The sequence below is a fragment of the Winogradskyella sp. UBA3174 genome (assembly GCF_002364335.1).
Taxonomy (GTDB): domain Bacteria; phylum Bacteroidota; class Bacteroidia; order Flavobacteriales; family Flavobacteriaceae; genus Winogradskyella.
This window is the reverse complement of sequence record NZ_DEXW01000046.1, coordinates 66,286-83,607: the sequence shown is the minus strand read 5'-3', so window position 1 is coordinate 83,607 and position 17,322 is coordinate 66,286. Positions and strand designations below refer to the sequence as shown.

16 protein-coding genes are annotated in these 17,322 nt (G+C 31.7%); 1 reads left to right on the top strand and 15 read right to left on the bottom strand.

All coding sequences use genetic code 11. The annotated features are described in order from the left end of the window. Window positions 1-2 precede the first annotated feature (2 nt). The gene (locus tag B2U95_RS08540) at window positions 3-1,181 is read left to right on the top strand and encodes a DUF4105 domain-containing protein (protein WP_296314995.1); all 1,179 of its coding nucleotides are present in this window, start codon (window positions 3-5) and stop codon (window positions 1,179-1,181) included. Window positions 1,182-1,184: 3 nt separating this feature from the next. Here B2U95_RS08540 and B2U95_RS08535 read toward each other — a convergent pair whose 3' ends face one another. From B2U95_RS08535 to B2U95_RS08465, 15 genes are all read right to left on the bottom strand, one after another. Next, complete coding sequence (locus B2U95_RS08535; RefSeq protein ID WP_296314992.1) at window positions 1,185-2,579, bottom strand: sugar transferase; 1,395 nt, start codon at window positions 2,577-2,579, stop codon at window positions 1,185-1,187. A gap of 53 nt (window positions 2,580-2,632) precedes the next feature. Continuing rightward, entirely contained in the window at window positions 2,633-3,640 is a 1,008-nt protein-coding gene (locus B2U95_RS08530) for a glycosyltransferase family 4 protein (protein ID WP_296314988.1), read from the bottom strand. Further along, window positions 3,594-4,790: an O-antigen ligase family protein gene (locus B2U95_RS08525; protein WP_296314986.1), complete on the bottom strand. Its 1,197-nt coding sequence runs from the start codon at window positions 4,788-4,790 to the stop codon at window positions 3,594-3,596. The genes B2U95_RS08530 and B2U95_RS08525 overlap by 47 nt, the downstream gene beginning before the upstream one ends. Before the next feature lie 209 nt (window positions 4,791-4,999). After that, on the bottom strand, window positions 5,000-6,070 hold the full coding sequence (locus B2U95_RS08520; protein WP_296314984.1) for a glycosyltransferase family 4 protein: 1,071 nt from the start codon (window positions 6,068-6,070) through the stop codon (window positions 5,000-5,002). Then, a complete protein-coding gene (locus B2U95_RS08515) occupies window positions 6,067-7,182 on the bottom strand; it encodes a glycosyltransferase family 4 protein (RefSeq protein WP_296314982.1) in 1,116 nt (371 codons plus the stop codon). Before B2U95_RS08515 ends, B2U95_RS08520 begins: the two co-directional genes overlap by 4 nt. 9 nt (window positions 7,183-7,191) lie before the next feature. Next, window positions 7,192-8,328 carry a glycosyltransferase family 4 protein gene (locus B2U95_RS08510; protein WP_296314979.1) on the bottom strand — a complete coding sequence of 379 codons (1,137 nt, stop codon included), beginning with the start codon at window positions 8,326-8,328 and terminating at the stop codon, window positions 7,192-7,194. Continuing rightward, a complete protein-coding gene (locus B2U95_RS08505) occupies window positions 8,328-9,713 on the bottom strand; it encodes a hypothetical protein (protein ID WP_296314976.1) in 1,386 nt (461 codons plus the stop codon). The genes B2U95_RS08510 and B2U95_RS08505 overlap by 1 nt, the downstream gene beginning before the upstream one ends. Further along, window positions 9,703-10,836: a UDP-N-acetylglucosamine 2-epimerase gene (gene neuC, locus B2U95_RS08500; protein ID WP_296314973.1), complete on the bottom strand. Its 1,134-nt coding sequence runs from the start codon at window positions 10,834-10,836 to the stop codon at window positions 9,703-9,705. Before neuC ends, B2U95_RS08505 begins: the two co-directional genes overlap by 11 nt. Then, window positions 10,837-11,430, bottom strand: coding sequence for a hypothetical protein (locus tag B2U95_RS08495; RefSeq protein WP_296314970.1), 594 nt, complete (start codon window positions 11,428-11,430; stop codon window positions 10,837-10,839). It lies immediately after the preceding gene. Then, window positions 11,409-12,455: an N-acetylneuraminate synthase family protein gene (locus B2U95_RS08490; protein WP_296314967.1), complete on the bottom strand. Its 1,047-nt coding sequence runs from the start codon at window positions 12,453-12,455 to the stop codon at window positions 11,409-11,411. The genes B2U95_RS08495 and B2U95_RS08490 overlap by 22 nt, the downstream gene beginning before the upstream one ends. A gap of 35 nt (window positions 12,456-12,490) precedes the next feature. Next, window positions 12,491-13,558, bottom strand: a complete 1,068-nt coding sequence (locus B2U95_RS08485) for a glycosyltransferase family 4 protein (RefSeq protein ID WP_296314964.1) — start codon at window positions 13,556-13,558, stop codon at window positions 12,491-12,493. Window positions 13,559-13,566: 8 nt separating this feature from the next. Next, window positions 13,567-14,580, bottom strand: coding sequence for a glycosyltransferase family A protein (locus B2U95_RS08480; RefSeq protein WP_296314962.1), 1,014 nt, complete (start codon window positions 14,578-14,580; stop codon window positions 13,567-13,569). Further along, a complete protein-coding gene (locus tag B2U95_RS08475) occupies window positions 14,564-15,499 on the bottom strand; it encodes an NAD-dependent epimerase/dehydratase family protein (RefSeq protein WP_296314959.1) in 936 nt (311 codons plus the stop codon). Before B2U95_RS08475 ends, B2U95_RS08480 begins: the two co-directional genes overlap by 17 nt. Then, window positions 15,496-16,377, bottom strand: coding sequence for a glycosyltransferase family 2 protein (locus B2U95_RS08470; RefSeq protein WP_296314958.1), 882 nt, complete (start codon window positions 16,375-16,377; stop codon window positions 15,496-15,498). The genes B2U95_RS08475 and B2U95_RS08470 overlap by 4 nt, the downstream gene beginning before the upstream one ends. Window positions 16,378-16,386: 9 nt before the next feature. Then, entirely contained in the window at window positions 16,387-17,316 is a 930-nt protein-coding gene (locus tag B2U95_RS08465) for a glycosyltransferase (protein ID WP_296314954.1), read from the bottom strand. Between the last annotated feature and the right edge of the window lie 6 nt (window positions 17,317-17,322).

The window sequence follows — 17,322 nt, the reverse complement described above, 5'->3', positions numbered from 1 at the left end:
TCATGAGATTAAAATTACTGGTTCTCCTTACTTTATTTTTCAACTTAAAAAGTTTCGCACAACAGCTACAATTATCACCTAGCGCAGAAGTATCTATATTAACACTTGGTTCAGGTGAATCATTAAATGATGCTTTTGGTCATAATGCATTTAGAATAAATGATAGAACATTAGGTGCAGATATCGTTTTTGGTTACGGAGAATATGATTTTGAAGCACCCAATTTTTATTTAAAGTTTGCACAAGGCAAGTTAAACTACCTCATAAGTAAGAATGGTTATAATGAATTTAAAAATCACTACATTAGGAATAATCGAACAATTACAGAGCAAGTTTTAAACTTTTCACCAGAAGAAAAACAAAAACTTTTAGACTATTTAGTAAATAACTATAAGCCTGAAAACAGAAGGTATCTCTATGATTTCTTCTATGATAATTGTGCTACCAGAATACGTGATGTAACTGCTACTGTATCTAATAATAAAATAGCGTTTAATTTACCTAAAGATTTTAAACCAAAAACGTTTAGACAACTTATACACGAGCATGTTGGCTTAAATACATGGGGAAGTTTTGGAATTGATATCGCTTTAGGTTCCGTAATTGACATAGAGGCCTCAGCAAGTCAGCATATGTTTTTACCAAAGTATATTACTGTTTTTATGGGTAACGCCAAGGTAAACGGTACTGATAATATCGTAAAAGAATCTTCTGTTATTTTTGAGAAGAAAGAAAATAAGTCATCGCTCAATTTTATTTTAAGTCCCTTAGTAATTGTTGGATTGATTTCAATTTTTATACTGTTTATTACTTACAAAGACTATAAGAAAAATGTAAGAAGCAAATGGCTCGATATTACCTTATTTTTAATTACTGGTCTTACAGGTATTCTACTTTTATTATTATGGTTTGCAACAGACCATACTGCTACAGGTTATAATTATAATTTATTATGGGCATTTCCGCTCAACATATTTATTATTAGTCAGTTATTTAAAAACACCGTTAAAATTTGGTTTAAGGGTTATCTTAAATTATTAGTTATAATGCTTTGTCTAATGACTTTACATTGGTTTATTGGGGTACAAGTATTCAGTATTGTATTAATACCTCTAATTATCGCTATAGCTATTAGATATAGCTACATTATAAAGTTTTTTAATAAGAATAATTTAACTTAATTTCTACTGACCTCTATAATAAAGAACAGTACTCAACGTTTTTATGACAATACTAAAATCTAAGAATACACTTCTGTGTTTTATATAGTATAAATCGTATTGTAATTTAACAAGACTGTCATCTACCGACGATCCGTATCTAGTACTTACTTGAGCCCAACCAGTTAACCCTGGTTTAATCATATGCCTTGTTTCGTAAAATGGAATTATTCGTGATAATTCATTAACAAAGAACGGACGTTCTGGTCTAGGACCTATAATACTCATCTCCCCTTTTATTACATTATAAAACTGAGGGATTTCATCTAATCTAGAACGTCTTAGAAAATTACCAAATGTTGTTATTCTATTGTCATTCTTTTTTGCCCATTTTGCACCCTCCTCCTCAGCATTTACAATCATGGTTCTTAATTTAATAATGTTAAAAGGCTTGCTATTTTTACCAACGCGTTCTTGTACGTAAAACAGTGGTCCATTATTACCTAATAAATTACCTAAAAGAATAATAGGTATTAAACAAATACCGCATACAATCCCAATCAGAGCAAAAAAAATATCGAATGATCTACGAAAGAAAATGTAGAGCTTATTTTCATTACTTCTACTAAATGGGAAATATTTATAAAAATCCTTACCTACAAATTGAATGGGTACTTTATGCAACAGTTCTTCATAAACTTGAGTGTAGTCTCGTATTTTAAACCCGCGTTCTAATAACAACATTAAATCGCGATATACTTCAGAAATTATAGCTTCAGTATTAAAACTAGCTACAAGTACTTCTGATATATTTTGTTTATGAATTATTTCTAGGAAATCTTTAGCTTTAAATTCTTTTAGCCCTCTAGATTTAAAGGACTCTTCGTTAGATAATTCACTATTTATAAATCCAATAATTTTATAATTAGGGTCTGATTGGTTCAAGGCAGATGCTAAACTTTCGATATTAGAAACTTCACCAACTAATAAAACACGTTTATAAAATCGAGGTGATTCAATTAAATAGTTATATGCGATTCTCCATAAAGAAATAGCGATAATAATACTTAAATAGAAATATAAAATTTGTAGTCGTTCTTCTGGTAAAATTGGCGAAAGAAATGGTGTTAACAAATAGAACAGAACAACTGTAGAGGCCGTAATTACAATGTTTTTGAATGTTGCATCTAATTTACTGGCTTTTTGGAGATCGTATAATTCAAAAATTGTTGCAAATACCGTAATATAAACACCTAGAAGTACGAGCTGAGACATGCTTTGAATACCAATAAATAGGTAATCAAAATCTAAAAGAATTTCCAAACCATAAATCCCAAGAAAAACCATAACTAGGTCCATGATTCTTAAAAGAATTTTACGTTCCGAAACTTCAAAGTGTATGCCTTTATTTTTCTTCATTATCTTGAAAACTCTTTGTAAATATAAAAAGTACTGTGAATTTAGAAACTTATTTATTGTAAAAGGCTAATCCAACTCGGTTTTATATGCAACCAATTAAAAGTTTCTGCTTTCTTTCTTCCATTAATTACAAGTCTATCTTTTAAGACTTTATCATTTCTTAATGTTATAATAGCCTGCACCATAGCTTCTTCATCTTCTGGTTCTACTAAAATACCTTCTGAGTAATCTTCTATTAAAAATGGTAATCCGCCAACATTAGTCGACACAATAGGCAAACCTAAAGCCATCGCTTCAATAATACTAACAGGTGCATTATCAAAATTAGTAGTATTAAGAAACATATTATGTGTTTTAGAGAGTAAAATCCATTCTAACTTGGTCAGTTTTCCTGTAAAATTAACATTCAGGTTTTTATTTAAAGTGAATTGTTTAACTTCTTTTAAATAATCATTGTTATCTGGACCAACCATAGTTAACTCTGCTTTATATCCTTTCGCAATTAACGCTTCTAGTACTAATATTGCTAATTTTGGATTATATAATTCAGATATTGATCTTACCCAAAGTAATTTTATACTATCTATATCTCTAGCCATAAATTCGTAATTATCTATTTCTATAGAATTCGGAATAAAAACTACATTTTTATAACCATAAGCCTCAAATTTAGATTTTAAAAAATTTGAAGGAGATACCAAAAACTCAGCATTATTAAATATGAGTTTTGAAATTTTTGGACTATTTTTTAATCTGCTCTCTAAATCACCACCATGTAGTATTGGAATATATTCTAGTGTAAAAAGCCTACAAATTTGGCTTATTATTAAAGTATAATAGAAGTTTAGTGTACTATAAGTGTCTATTAATACGATATCTGTTTTCGATTCATTTCTTAATACTAAGCCTATCATATCCAATAGCCTGAGTATTATATTAGATCTACTTGATGCTGTTTTTACATTATAAGCTTCGCTTAAATGTTGACTTAGCGTTTCTATAGACGTAATATTCTTACCGCTTTTGGATAATGCGTTTCCTACGTATAGGACGTTTTTCATAATATACATTTAAAAGTGCCAAAGCATATATAAAAGCAGATGCTGATATACGCATGGCTGAATGATTAATTGTGGCAAACCAAAACCCTAAAAAGGCAAAGAAAAATACATTCCCTTTATTGGTATGCCTGTATAAGAATGGTTTCACAATTAAAATGAATAAAATTATAATAGCAAACAAACCATGTTCTGACAATAAGCGACTCACCTCATTATGTGAAGCTTTTAATCCAAATCCATTTTTAAGTCTAAGCTCTTTGGCACCATTAGCTCCAACTCCCAGAAAGGGATTATCAATAAACCCTTGTAAATCATCTAAAAATAAATCTACTCGTCCAGTAGATAAATCTTCTTTACCCCTTCCTAATTTATCTTGGTTAGCATAGCGCTTATCAATTAAACCGCCTGTTTGGCTAGAACTAAAAACCCATACAGAAACACCTAAAATACTTAGCAAAAAAAACGAATATACTATTCTTCCTTTTTGTCTGCCAGATGATTTTTTATATAATAAATACAAGAAAGCAGCAATCATTACTATGGCAGTCAATATACCACCTCTGCTAAAGGTTACAATTCCTCTGTAGCTAATTATACCAAGTAATATTATATTAAATACTTTTAAAAACAGGTTTGGTGATTTCATGAATAATCGAACCGTAAGCGCGAACATACCAAGTCCTAAAATTGTAGCAACCTGATTAGGTCCAAAACCACCTGAAGCCGCAAAATTTGATTGTGTACCTCTAAGCGTGTCTTTTATACTTGGGTTGTATAGAAACAAGTAAATAGTCATTGAAATAATGGGTAGACTTAGATATTTTATGACATCTAATAAATCAGCTACTTTTATCTTTTTATCGAAAAGATATAACGCTGATAAGCCAAGACATACAGGTCCACTTAAAACAAATGCGACATTTGTTCTTAGGTTTGAGTCGTAGCCAATCTCTACATAAGCAACGATAATTGAAGGGACTAATAATACTAAGTAAATAAAATAGGAATATGCAGTACCAGAGATTCCATTATAAAATAGACCTGTGAGTATGTATAAGATAACTAAATATTTGGCAGCCTCATAAAAAAATGTACCACCTGTCATTCTAAAAAGCACCTCAGAACCAACAATATAGCAACAAGCTATCATTACCTGCTTTGGTTTATTAATGTCCTGTGCTGCTATAATTCTATAAAAAAAATAAAGAATAACTCCTAGAAAATATAACTTGGAAAAAATAGGAACAAAATAAATCAATAATGCAAAAACACCATGTAAGGCTATTAATGACAGGTAATGATCCTGATTATTTTGGTTAACATTATGTCGTATTCCACTTAAACCCAAACTTTATTAGTTTAATTATTATAAGTATTAAGAAGTGTTTCTAGAACAGCTTCTTTAGAAAAATTATGTAGTACATGTTTGTGTAAATTTTCAGACACTACATCCCTTTCAGATTTATTTTCAATATATGTTATTATGGCATTTTCTATTGCTTCTACGTCTTCAGAATTAATTAAACAGCCCATTTTATCGGATTTAATAATTAAGTTGCAATCACCAACATCCGTAACAATTACTGGTAGTTTCGCCAAACCATACTCAAGTAATGAAATTGGTAAACCTTCGGATTTAGATGATAAAACACCTATATCGCACTGCGAAAGTATAGCCTTAATATCCGGACAACTACCATATAAATATACGTTATTATCTAAGTCGTTATCATTTATATATTGAGACACTTGACTTGAATACGCATCATTAAAATCTTTACCAACACAATGTAAAGTCCAATCAGCGTGAGTTTTCATTACAACTTTAAACGCTTTCAACAAGGTTAGGTGATCTTTTTGAGGCCTTAGATTTGCTAAACACAAAATACGTTTTCCTTTTTCACCTTTAAGTTCCGTTACTTTTTTAGAATCGATAAGCATGGCGAAATTTTGTAAATAACTTATTTTTTTACATTTTAAATTCTGCTGAGACCATTTTACTAAGGTCTCGTTTACACAAAAAATATGACTAAAAAAACGAGAAAAAAATTGTAATACACGTTTTGGTCGTTGTTCCAAAAATTCACTCTGTCCATAGTGGTCGTGCCATATGAGCTGAACTTTAGGGTAGATTAACTTAACCAGTGTTGCTATAAAAAAAGATGTTGAATGCGCATGTATCGTGCTAATTCTATTCTGTTTCACAAACTTTCTAAGTTTTAGAATCGCCTTAATATCTATACTTGATTGTTTTTCTAAAAACAAATAACCGACTGATGCATTGATTGTTTCTTTAAGAATACCTTCTGCTCGAGTTGCACATAAGAAGGATGCTTCCGTTTCGTTTACTAAAATATTTGCAAAAGATACAGAAAGTCGTTCTGCACCACCTGCTTCTAAAGAATCAATAAGTTGCAATACACGACTCATAGTTCTAGGATTTTATTGATTTCTAAAACTTGTTTTTCTACGGTATAGTCTTGCGACCAAAGTTGTGCTCGTTTAGACATCTCATTCAGCTTCGCATTAGTAACTGCGTTATAGATTTGGTTAACAGCAACTTCTAATTCAACATCAATTAAGATACCACGCTTTCCTTCGTCTAACATCCAAGGCACACAAGATATTTTAGTTGAAATAGGAATACAACCAAAGAACATACCTTCTGCAATAGCTTTTGGCCAACCTTCACTTTTTGAAGGTAATATGACAAAGTGGCTTTCTTTTAAAGCTGATTTCAAACTGTCTTTATCTCTATTTCCGTGAAGTGTAATAGATGTTTTCAAATTATTATGACTACAATATGATTCTAATACTTCACCCAATGGACCATCACCAAAAATATCTAAATAACAGTTTAAACCTTTAGCATTTAATTGCTCAATTATTTTAACTGCAAGTAACGGTCTTTTACCTGCAACTAATCCACCTGAAAATATAAATTTTAACTGTTGCTTATAATCACGTTCAAATAAATTTTCTTGTTCATTTTTATAAAATGTAGCTGCAAAAAAAGGATTTATATTTTTAGACCTATTTGACCACTTTCCATAAACGAGGCCAGTCATGTTTTTAGTTAAAAAAGTATTCGAAAATAATTTTCTTTGAAATCGATAGCCAATAGGTTGGTTACTATTAGGATCCCAATTCCCAGCGTAACGCATCGTTTTTTTCTTCTTTGGAAAGAACATTTGCAGAACGGCAGCTATTGCCGCGATATTACTCGGACTCCTGAAATGTAAATGATCTGCGTGACGCATTACTCTTATCATTTTAAAACAAATACTTGGCATTTTTATTAATAATTCAAAAATACTTCTGACTGACTTAATATTAAAAACAGGCACTTCCACAAATTTAATATTAGAATGTGCATAAGGTATTTCAATAGCATCAATAGTTTTATGAGATAAAGGGGCAACGACGGTTATCTCATCAAAATTAGCATTCCATAAATCCATTTCTCGCACATAAGGAGCATAACCAAAGTATTTACCTTGGTCTTCTATATGCTCTACTAATGTGAAGATTACTAGTTTCATTTTAGAATCTTAATCCTTAATTATGCGGTTATAAAAACTAATATTTTTATCGAGAATAGCTTGAAGATTAAATTTATGAAGCACAAATGCTCTTGCGTTATCTCCAATTGATTCAATTTTGTCTTTATTATTTAAAAACCACGCTACTTTCTCTACAATATCATCAACGTTATGCGGATTACAAAGTAAACCTGTTTTATAATTTTCAATCGTTTCTGGCCCTGGACCTAATTCTGAAAATACTACAGGTTTTTTCATCGCCATAGCTTCTGGTGCAACCAATCCTTGAGTTTCCATATGTGATGGAAAAACACAAACCATAGCTTCTGCATACTTTTTAGGCAAATCGTTAAACGGAATAACACCATGAAACGTCACACAAGCTTCTATAATAGACTTATATTTTGTCTTTAGCATTTCAGTATAAGAACTACCATCTTTATAAAACCATTCTCTACCATAAACATGCAGATGTAAATATGGGTTCTTCGCTCTCAATAAAGGCATCGCTTCAATCAGTTGCCTTATTCCTTTTTTTTCGCAAATAGTGCCAGCAAAAGTTATATTATTAGCATTAACATTAATAGATGCGTCAGGTGAAAACATATCTGTATTAATCGGATAATTTATAATCTCTAAAGGCTTATTATGGTACGATAAGTATTTAGCAGTATGACTTTTAACATACTCAGAAACTGCTATAAAACCATCTGCCTTTTTAAATGATAACTTTTCTTTGAAACCTTGCCACCAGTGTACTTTTCGATTTTCGGATTCAGAAAAGAAATGATGTCCACCATGTAAACGAATACAATATTTGATAGATGAGATTTTATTTTTAAATACCAATCCCATTTCAGCAGACTCTACAATATTAATCGACTGTGCTTTATTTAGCTTTTTAATCTTAGCATTTATATTCCGCGTATTTGAAATAAACTTACCAGCAGGTAATTTTGAAACTGGTAGTCTGTAAATATTGACTCCTTTGTCATCTAACTGAATTTCCTCATGTGTCTCTCCAATTCCGACTATAGAAATAGTGTGTCCTCTTTTCACCATAGCTCGGCTAAAGGTTTGCATGAAACTACCGACTCCTCCAGATTTCCAGATAGGATATTCACTCGAAATAAAACAAATATGCATTAGTGTAATGTGTTTGCTAATTCTTTAGAGCTATCCTCTAACGGACAACATACTAATTTTTCTAACCATAATTCTCTATCACTTCCAACTGTTACATTTTTATCTAAAACAGCTTTGATTGAGTCTTTAATTTCAGATTTACTGTTTAGCCAACCTACAGCATCTAATCCTTTCATAGACTTAAAATGATGAAACTTATATATAAAATTTGTACTCCAATTTTCATCTTTTATAGTGTCATAATTGAGATACAAACAAGGTTTATTAAACGTTGCAAAATCTAAGGCCATTGTACTGCCTAAATTAATAACGCCCTCGCAATGCTTTGCTAAATTAACTTGTAAATCTACATCTTCTAATTTTGAAAAATAACCTACCCAAGCTTTAGAAGCTGTATACCAAATAGGATCTATAGATACAATTATATCTTTATATTTTTCTAAAACTGAATCGTATCGCGACGTAAAATCTACCGGACATCTTCTAAATATAAGTTGAACCGGCTCCTCTAAAGTCGAAATAGCTTCAGCGACATCATTAAGATATGTAGGATCATAAGGCGACGTATATTCGTCATCACCACTAAAACAGACCCACTTAAGTTCTGGATTTAATCCATGATTTTTAGCAAAAGAAGCCCTATCTGTAATTCTGTTGTCTTGTTTGTAAAATTCAAACTGAGGTGTACCAACAGTTTTTAATTGTGTGTTATCAATTTCAGGATAAAATAAATCCATATCATTTTTCATCCACTCGGACCATAAAATATAAACATCTGTAGAAACGCAAAGTCTTGCTTTTGGAAGATTATCCCACGAAAATATGGCTGTCGTCGTTTTAATATTCAATTGTTTCGCAGCGATGCATATTGGCATTAATCCTGGAACGCGTTGATGTGTTATAAAAATTGAATCTACTTCTAAATCCTTCAAATCCGTTTTATACGATGCAATGATACTAGAAGACCAATGCTTTTTAGATCTATTTTCTAAATTTAGAATACGACTATATTTCAATTTTGCCCAACGACCAATAGTTTCTGAAACTCTATATAAAAGCCCTAATTTGAAATTACCTTTTGGTCGTCTCCAGTTTAAAAGTATGGTATCATTTTGAGTTGTTTTAGCGTTGTAGCATAAACGTGCATACGAGGCTGACTCTCTAAACAAACGTGTTAAGATAGATTCAGAATGAAGTTTGAGTGCTTTGTAATGCAGCTCTATAGGATGCAAAGCTTCAACTTCAGCGAATGCGGACTCAGGTAATGGTGACCAAATGGTGATTTTAGCAAATTCGCCAACATGTTTTAGTACATCTGAATACAGATAATTCTTAATACCGACTCCATCAGGAACAATAAAAACAACATGTTTTTTAGAACTCATCAATATCTTTAAATTGCTTTTGATGATTAACACTCCATAACGTTTCTGATTCTAAACTTTTTAGAAATAAAGACGCACTATCACCAAAGCCAAATATCTGCATTTTTTCTGACTTCACTGAGCCTATTGTATCAATTGCATTAACAATAGTATCAACATTACATTCTGTATTTACTACACTTGATAAAGACACTCTGTTTTGCTGTCTAGTACCTACATTTATGCTAGGTACACCATAATAAGGTGCTTCTCTAATACCTGCACTACTATTACCAATAATGAATTCGGCATGCTTTAATAAAGTTAAGAAATATTCGAAACGAATTGATGGGAAAATTCTAAAATTAGAATTGTTTTTTAAAGTTGAATAGACTTCTAAAATCGCTTGACTTCCTAAATCATTATTCGGAAAAACAACAATATAGTTTTTATTACTTTTCTTCAACGCTTTAACAAATTGAACAGCATCACCCTTAATCGTTTCTACTTCTGTAGTTACAGGATGATACATGGCTACTGCATAGTTTTCAAAAGGAATTTCATAATAATTGGTAACCGTATCTAAACCTGGTAACGCATCAGAAAACATAACATCTATGTCTGGTGAGCCAATGGTATAAATGGATTCTGGCACTTCACCCATTTGCAATAAACGCTTTTTAGCTTCGTCATTTGAGGTATAATGGATATGACTTAACTTAGATACAGAATGTCTTATTAACTCATCAATAGTACCTGAAATCTCACCACCTTCAATATGCGCAACTAAAATATTATTTAAACTACCTACAATCGCTCCAGCTAATGCTTCCACTCTATCACCGTGTACGACTATTAAATCTGGCTTAGTTGATTTTACATAAGCCGAAAATCCCTCAATAGTTTTCGCTAGAGTTAAGTCCATCGTAGACTCATGTGTATGATTATTAAACGTATGAATATACTTATAACCACAACGTTCAACTTCTAATAGTGTATAACCATACTCATGCAAAAGGTGCATACCAGTTACAAAAAGATAAGGTTCAAAATTAGCTTTAGACTCTAAAATGGAAATTAGACCTTTAATCTTACCAAAATCAGCTCTGGTGCCTGTTAGAAATATAATTTTTTTATGCTCCATTTAAAGATAATCTAATCGTGATGATGAAACCACTGTTGTATTCGCTTTAATATTTTTATTTACCATGGTATGCGCTCCAATAGTGACATTATTGCCAATAGTTAAAGATCCTAATACTGAAGCGTTACAGTACATTTTCACATTATTACCAATCGTGTTTCCGTTTCCTGATCCGTTCACTTTGTGACCAACAGTACAATTTTGATGAATCATAAACCCTTTGCCAATAGTGTTTCTACTTCCTATGACTGTGCCTTCTCCATGAATAATATAAAATCCTTCGTCTATTGTTGAATTAAAATAAATTTCACAACAACATAAATCTTTCATTAAAAAATGAATTTGAGGCTTTAAATGGTCTTGGTTTTCTTTGTGTAACTCACTTCCTAATCTGAATAAAAATAATACTAGTTCGTTTTGATTAGCTATTATCCTTTCGATTATAATGGCTTCACTCGTATCCGGAAAATGATAATTAACGTCTTTAACCACCTTAGTTAAAGCACTAATTATAATAGCATCCGCAATTGGTTTCGGGTTATAAACACGTTGCAACAAAAAGTTGACAAAATCTATGATTGAATATCTGCCCATGCGACTTGTTTATCTTTTTCAATAGTTTCTTTAGCTACTTTACCTAAAACAGCATTATAATGTTCTGCTAATATCTCACCTGTTCCTGGTCGTTTTACCCAAATGTTTTCTTCAGTAAAAACATCTCCTTTTTCAATATCTTTTATGGTACAAACTGTGGCAAATGCAAAATCTATAGTAACTTGTTCTTCTTTAGCTGGCTCTTTAGTTCCTCCTCGCATACTTGCCACTTCTTTACTTGCAATGATTAATTCTTTTGCAGCTGCTTCATCCATACTACACACAATATCTGGACCTGTACGTTGCATATGATCTGTAAAATGACGTTCTAAAACTGAAGCACCAAGTGCCACTGATCCAATACATGCGTTGTTATTTAGTGTGTGATCACTTAAGCCAAAAACCTTATCCGGAAATGCATTGTGTAATTCGGTCATCGCACCAAATCTTACCAAATGCGATGGTGTTGGATATAAATTTGTGGTATGTAATAATGCCAATGGCACCTTATGTTTATCAAAAATAGCAACGGCTTTACTTACACTTTCAATAGTGTTCATTCCAGTGCTTAAAATTATAGGTTTCCCAAATTTAGCGATATGTTCTAAAAGCGGGTAATTATTACATTCACCTGAACCTATTTTATAGGCTTCAACATTCATAGACTGTAACCTATTAGCTGCAGCTCTTGAGAATGGTGTAGAAATAAAAATCATGCCCTTACTTTCTACATAAGCTTTTAAAGCTTTCTCGTCAGCTTCATTTAGTGAACAACGATCCATAATATCATAAATAGAGACATCTGCATTACCAGGAATAACAGATTTTGCTGCTCCACTCATTTCATCTTCTACGATATGGGTTTGATGTTTCACAACCTCAATACCTGCGCGCTTTGCTGCATCTACCATTTCTTTTGCAACCTCTAGCGAACCTTCGTGGTTAATGCCAATTTCTGCGATTACCAAAGGCGGATGATCTTGCCCTATTTTTCTGCCGGCTATGGTTATGTGTGGTTTATTCATTTGTTTTATTTTAATGAAGTCTAACTTTGTTTAACTTAAACAGCATCTATAAATTTCGCTTCCCAATCTTCATAATTCCAGATACTACCTGAATTCTTCTTTGATAGGCGCTCTTTGCCAAAGTTACTATTTGTTCTTGCCAAATTAAAATAGTCTTCCCAAGAATTTATGGCTTCGGGTTCATCGATAAGATAGTTTTGTTCTAAACCCTTCAACACTTCTGGAATTGCGCCAAGATTAGAAGCTATTACTGCATTACCACATTTTAAAGCTTCTATCATTGATAGACCAAAACCTTCTTCATATAAGGTTGTAAACATATAATAGCTACCCAATTGTAAATACGTAGCGACTTCGCTGTTGGGAATTCTACCAACTGAACTTACATTGGGATGATTAATCGTTTGGGTAGACCCAATAATAATCACTTTGAGATTTGTTTGCTCCTCGAGTAATTGCTCCGCTACTGATTTAAAAATATGAAATCCTTTTTTTGGACGATCATTTGCCATCCAAATTAAAATTTCATCTGACTCTGAATAGCCTTTTTTAGCTCTATTCGTAATAAATTTTTCAGCGTCTAACGGAAAAAATATCTTTGAGTCTATAGCATTACCGATCACATAAGATTCAGGGAAATTGTGATACTTTAGTTTATTTTTGTCTGAAGCTAATTTAGATAACCACAGAATTTTATCGATTGAAGTGATTATTTTCGAATCTAACGTTAGATTAAATCCATGAAATGAAAAGACTAATTCTATCTCACATTTTAAACCGTGCTTAATTAGACTTATCGCTTCTACTAAATGTGAATCGTCCATAACTACGATAACTAATTTATCATACTTAATTGCTATTTTTTTAATTTGTTTTATATAATCTGATGCTACCCAATGACGTAACTGTAACTTACGTAATGGTTTTTTCCAAGTGATAAATGCACGTTTTTGGCAAAACACGGATGTATTTAAACTCTTATTTGGAGAAAGTATATATTTAAAAAAGTTAGGGTTTTCAATTACAAAACGACTCATTCTAGTCGTCCAACTCCCAATTGTAGCCGTTGGCAAAGCAATATTTGAAATTAAGACTTTTGCCATTTTTTCCATTAATATGGAGTTTTTACACCTTTTATTTTAAAGTACTGGGTTTTAAATTTTTTAAATAAAAGAATTTTAAGAATTTTACCAATCGTGTATTGAAAAGACGATATGGGTTGTCCTTCTGGTAATTCTTCTAATAATGTTTCTTCTTTGGGATGTTGTAATAATGCTTCCATTTTGTTTTGCATCCAAGGTTCAAAAACATTACCCAAATGGTAGGCGTAATTATCTTTTGTTGCTAGTCTTAAATAACCGGCTTCATCATTAGGGATGTCAAAATAGGTGCTTTCGCTACCTCCAACAATTTTATGCTGACAAACTTCTTGTGGTGCGCTTTTAAAAATATCTGATCGTAACGTCGCCACAAAATGACCACAACCAATAGCCGCAGAATTTTTTGAATTTGAAACAGTTAGGTATTTTTCTAGATGAATATTAGTGTACATCTCTCGACCAATACTTTCTTGGAATTTTTTTAGTCCTTCTGGATTTATAACATCTTCAAACTGAATTTTACCTTTAAAAACAGCATAATACGTGGTGCTATTTAAAAATTCACTTCTGTAACCTAAACTGCTTGGAACTGGGGAAACCATGCCACTTTCAGGAAAATCTCTTAAAATACCTTCGACATTACTTTGCCAATTGGGCAAGAACATCACATCTGCATCTGATATGGTAATTAAAGGTTCAAGATTACTTTTTACAGCCGAATAAATAGCGTTTACTTTTCCTAGGTTGATTTTAGAATTTAAGAGTTGATCTATCTTTTCATTAGAATCATATAAATGCTTCAAATACTCATTAACAACTTTACAAGACCCGTTATCAATAAGTGAAATTCGAGTTTTGTTATGAATGGTATGAAGCAAAGATTCAACACACAACTTAAAAATCACTAAACCATCTTTGAAATAGTCTTCTTCCAGATTAGGAATATAAACTGGTATGACCACACGATGATAGGATTCTAACGCGAGTTGATTGTTTTCTTTTTCAGGATTAATCCCTATTCTCATAAAAATCAATTAAATGTTTCAATCCGTTTTCTAAAGGGACTAATTCTCTATCTAAAAGTTCGCGCATTTTAGAATTATCAGGACAACGTCTTGCCATATCACCTTCTTTTAAAGCAGGAAGATGGATGATTTCAGATTTAGAGTTCGTAAATTTAATAATCTCTTGTGCCAATTCTAAAATCGTCATTTCTATATCACTACCAATGTTTAAAACTTCATTAATATGATCTGCGCTGTACATCGCTTTAATGCAGGTATCTACATTATCATCTACATAACAGAATGAGCGCGTCTGCTGCCCATCACCATAAATAAATATATTCTCATTTGCCATCGCAGCTCTTAAGAAACGTGGCATTACAAAATCATCACTCTGATTTGGACCATAAGTATTAAAAAATCTAAAAATGGTATATTCTAAGCCGTATTCATCGTAAAATGATTTAAAAAAAGCTTCACCAACATTTTTCACAATAGCGTAAGGCAATCTAGAATTTAGAGGTGTGGTTTGTTCGTTTTGTGGAATTTCGAAAGGCTCACCATAAACTTCTGATGAACTCGAATAGAACACACGTTTAACACCTGTGTTTTTTGATAAATTCAATATGTTTTTAATGCCTTCAATATCCTCAAGCACAGACATAGGATTTTCTAAGGTACGTGCAACACCAACTACTGCAGCATAATGAAACACATAGTCGAAATTAAAACGTCCAAAAACAGGTACAACGTCTTGGTAATTATTAACATCTGCTTTAATGAAAATAACGTTGTCTAGATTAGGTACTTTATCTCTACTTCCTGTGGAAATATTATCAATTATTACAACTGTATTATTAGTGTCTTTAGCTAATTTTATAGCCAATGCACTGCCTACATTTCCTGCTCCTCCTGTAATGAGAACTGTAGTATTTGTCATGCTATTACTCTTTTTAGTATCACTTTTAATATGTGAAAGTTAATAATCCAAAATGGATTAATCTTAAATAAATTTAAGAATGTTTTTAGTGGATATGCCTTTATATTCTTAGCCTGCGAAAAACTAACGTTTTGCAATAGCTTTTTATACTCTTTTTGTGTAATTCTGTTTTCTATTAATTGTGTTTGTAAAACCGCTTTTAGATACAGTGGCAAATTCACATAATTAGGATTTAAAGCAGAAATATTATTGGTATGCACACGATAATTTGCTAATGCTTTATCTATGTAATAAAATTTTGTGTAAAAACTACAACGCGTCCAAAACTCAACATCTTCTAAAGCTGCCGGAATAGTTGTATTAAAAAATCCAACAGTAATAATCAAGGATTTTCTTACTAATGGTGTTGGCATCATTAATGTCCAATTACCAATCATTTTAAGCTTTACATCTCCCTGTTTCACTGATGGATTTCCTGGTTTACCTACAGTTGAATTTGTAAATATTCCATTTTCATCAATAACATTACAATAACAATGCACTAAACCGAAATCTGGATGCTTTTCTAAAACAGCCACTTGTTCCTTTATTTTGTTTGGTAACCAGATATCATCATCATCTAGAAATGCTAAATACTCACCTGTTGCATTAGCAATACCAATGTTTCTAGGTGTTGCTGGTCCACCACTATTTTTAGTTTTTAGGTATGTAACGGTTTTGTATACTGCACACAATTCAGCTGTTTCTGTGTTTGGTGAACCATCATCAACTACTATAATCTCTATTGGATTATAGGTTTGATTAAGCACGCTATCTAGTGTGAGTTTTAGAAACTCAGCACGGTTATATGTTGGTATGATGACTGAAACTTTTTTCAAAAAAACAAGTTACTTTTTTATGGTGTGATTTATATAGGCTTTAATAATCTGAATTCGCATCGTTACTTTAGAAAACCCTTTTAATTCCTCTAATGGTTTGGTATAAAAATAACCAACCTTTTTTCTATTAGGAATTAAAAAATGTTTAATAAAATGATCTTGCACTTTAACTGAGGTTGATTTATCTAATTCAAAATAATTAAGATAGTTGACGTATTCTTTATATACTTTAGAATTGTTTTCCGCAAAATTAATTGTGGTTGTGGAAGCCTCATGTCTCCTAAATGAATTGAGCATTTTATTGATACATACAAATGATGCATCTTTTAATATATAGGTCCATAAAAATAAATCTGATATCTGCTTGTTATTGAAAATAGCATCCGGAATTATAGCTTTTGATTTTCTAAACACCACACTACTTCCATTTGTAATTAGAGCGTTTAATGGTAAATCTACCTTCATAACCTTTTCTTCAAAAACTTTAAACCCGCTTTCTTTTAAATTTAATTTCGAAAATCGTTTTAATGAATTATATAAAAATTTACCGTTAGTATCCACATAGTTACTTCCCGTAAATGCTAAGGCTACTTTTGGATGCGATTCCAATGCTGCAACTGTAGTCTCTAAAAAATCAGACTCACAATAATCATCGGTTTCTGCAATCCAAATATATTCAGTTGTGGCTAAATTGATCCCTTTTTGCCATGATTTATACCCACTACCAGAATTGATATCATTTTTTATAAACTGTTTGATTTTGAAGTCTGGATTATTCTTTAGATAATTCTCAATAAGACAGACACTATCATCTATCGATTTATCATCAATAATTATAGCTTCCCAATCTTTATAAGATTGATTTTGGATACTATCTAAGCGCTGCTCGATGTAGTTTTGATGATTATAACTCGGTATGATTACGGTAACTTTAGCCAAAATTTA

Bases quoted from the DNA above. Each gene is read 5' to 3' on its own strand.
- B2U95_RS08540 (WP_296314995.1), top strand. From the start codon at position 3: ATGAGATTAAAATTACTGGTTCTCCTTACTTTATTTTTCAACTTAAAA.
- B2U95_RS08535 (WP_296314992.1), bottom strand. From the start codon at position 2,579: ATGAAGAAAAATAAAGGCATACACTTTGAAGTTTCGGAACGTAAAATT.
- B2U95_RS08530 (WP_296314988.1), bottom strand. From the start codon at position 3,640: ATGAAAAACGTCCTATACGTAGGAAACGCATTATCCAAAAGCGGTAAG.
- B2U95_RS08525 (WP_296314986.1), bottom strand. From the start codon at position 4,790: ATGATAGCTTGTTGCTATATTGTTGGTTCTGAGGTGCTTTTTAGAATG.
- B2U95_RS08520 (WP_296314984.1), bottom strand. From the start codon at position 6,070: ATGAGTCGTGTATTGCAACTTATTGATTCTTTAGAAGCAGGTGGTGCA.
- B2U95_RS08515 (WP_296314982.1), bottom strand. From the start codon at position 7,182: ATGAAACTAGTAATCTTCACATTAGTAGAGCATATAGAAGACCAAGGT.
- B2U95_RS08510 (WP_296314979.1), bottom strand. From the start codon at position 8,328: ATGCATATTTGTTTTATTTCGAGTGAATATCCTATCTGGAAATCTGGA.
- B2U95_RS08505 (WP_296314976.1), bottom strand. From the start codon at position 9,713: ATGAGTTCTAAAAAACATGTTGTTTTTATTGTTCCTGATGGAGTCGGT.
- neuC (WP_296314973.1), bottom strand. From the start codon at position 10,836: ATGGAGCATAAAAAAATTATATTTCTAACAGGCACCAGAGCTGATTTT.
- B2U95_RS08495 (WP_296314970.1), bottom strand. From the start codon at position 11,430: ATGGGCAGATATTCAATCATAGATTTTGTCAACTTTTTGTTGCAACGT.
- B2U95_RS08490 (WP_296314967.1), bottom strand. From the start codon at position 12,455: ATGAATAAACCACACATAACCATAGCCGGCAGAAAAATAGGGCAAGAT.
- B2U95_RS08485 (WP_296314964.1), bottom strand. From the start codon at position 13,558: ATGGCAAAAGTCTTAATTTCAAATATTGCTTTGCCAACGGCTACAATT.
- B2U95_RS08480 (WP_296314962.1), bottom strand. From the start codon at position 14,580: ATGAGAATAGGGATTAATCCTGAAAAAGAAAACAATCAACTCGCGTTA.
- B2U95_RS08475 (WP_296314959.1), bottom strand. From the start codon at position 15,499: ATGACAAATACTACAGTTCTCATTACAGGAGGAGCAGGAAATGTAGGC.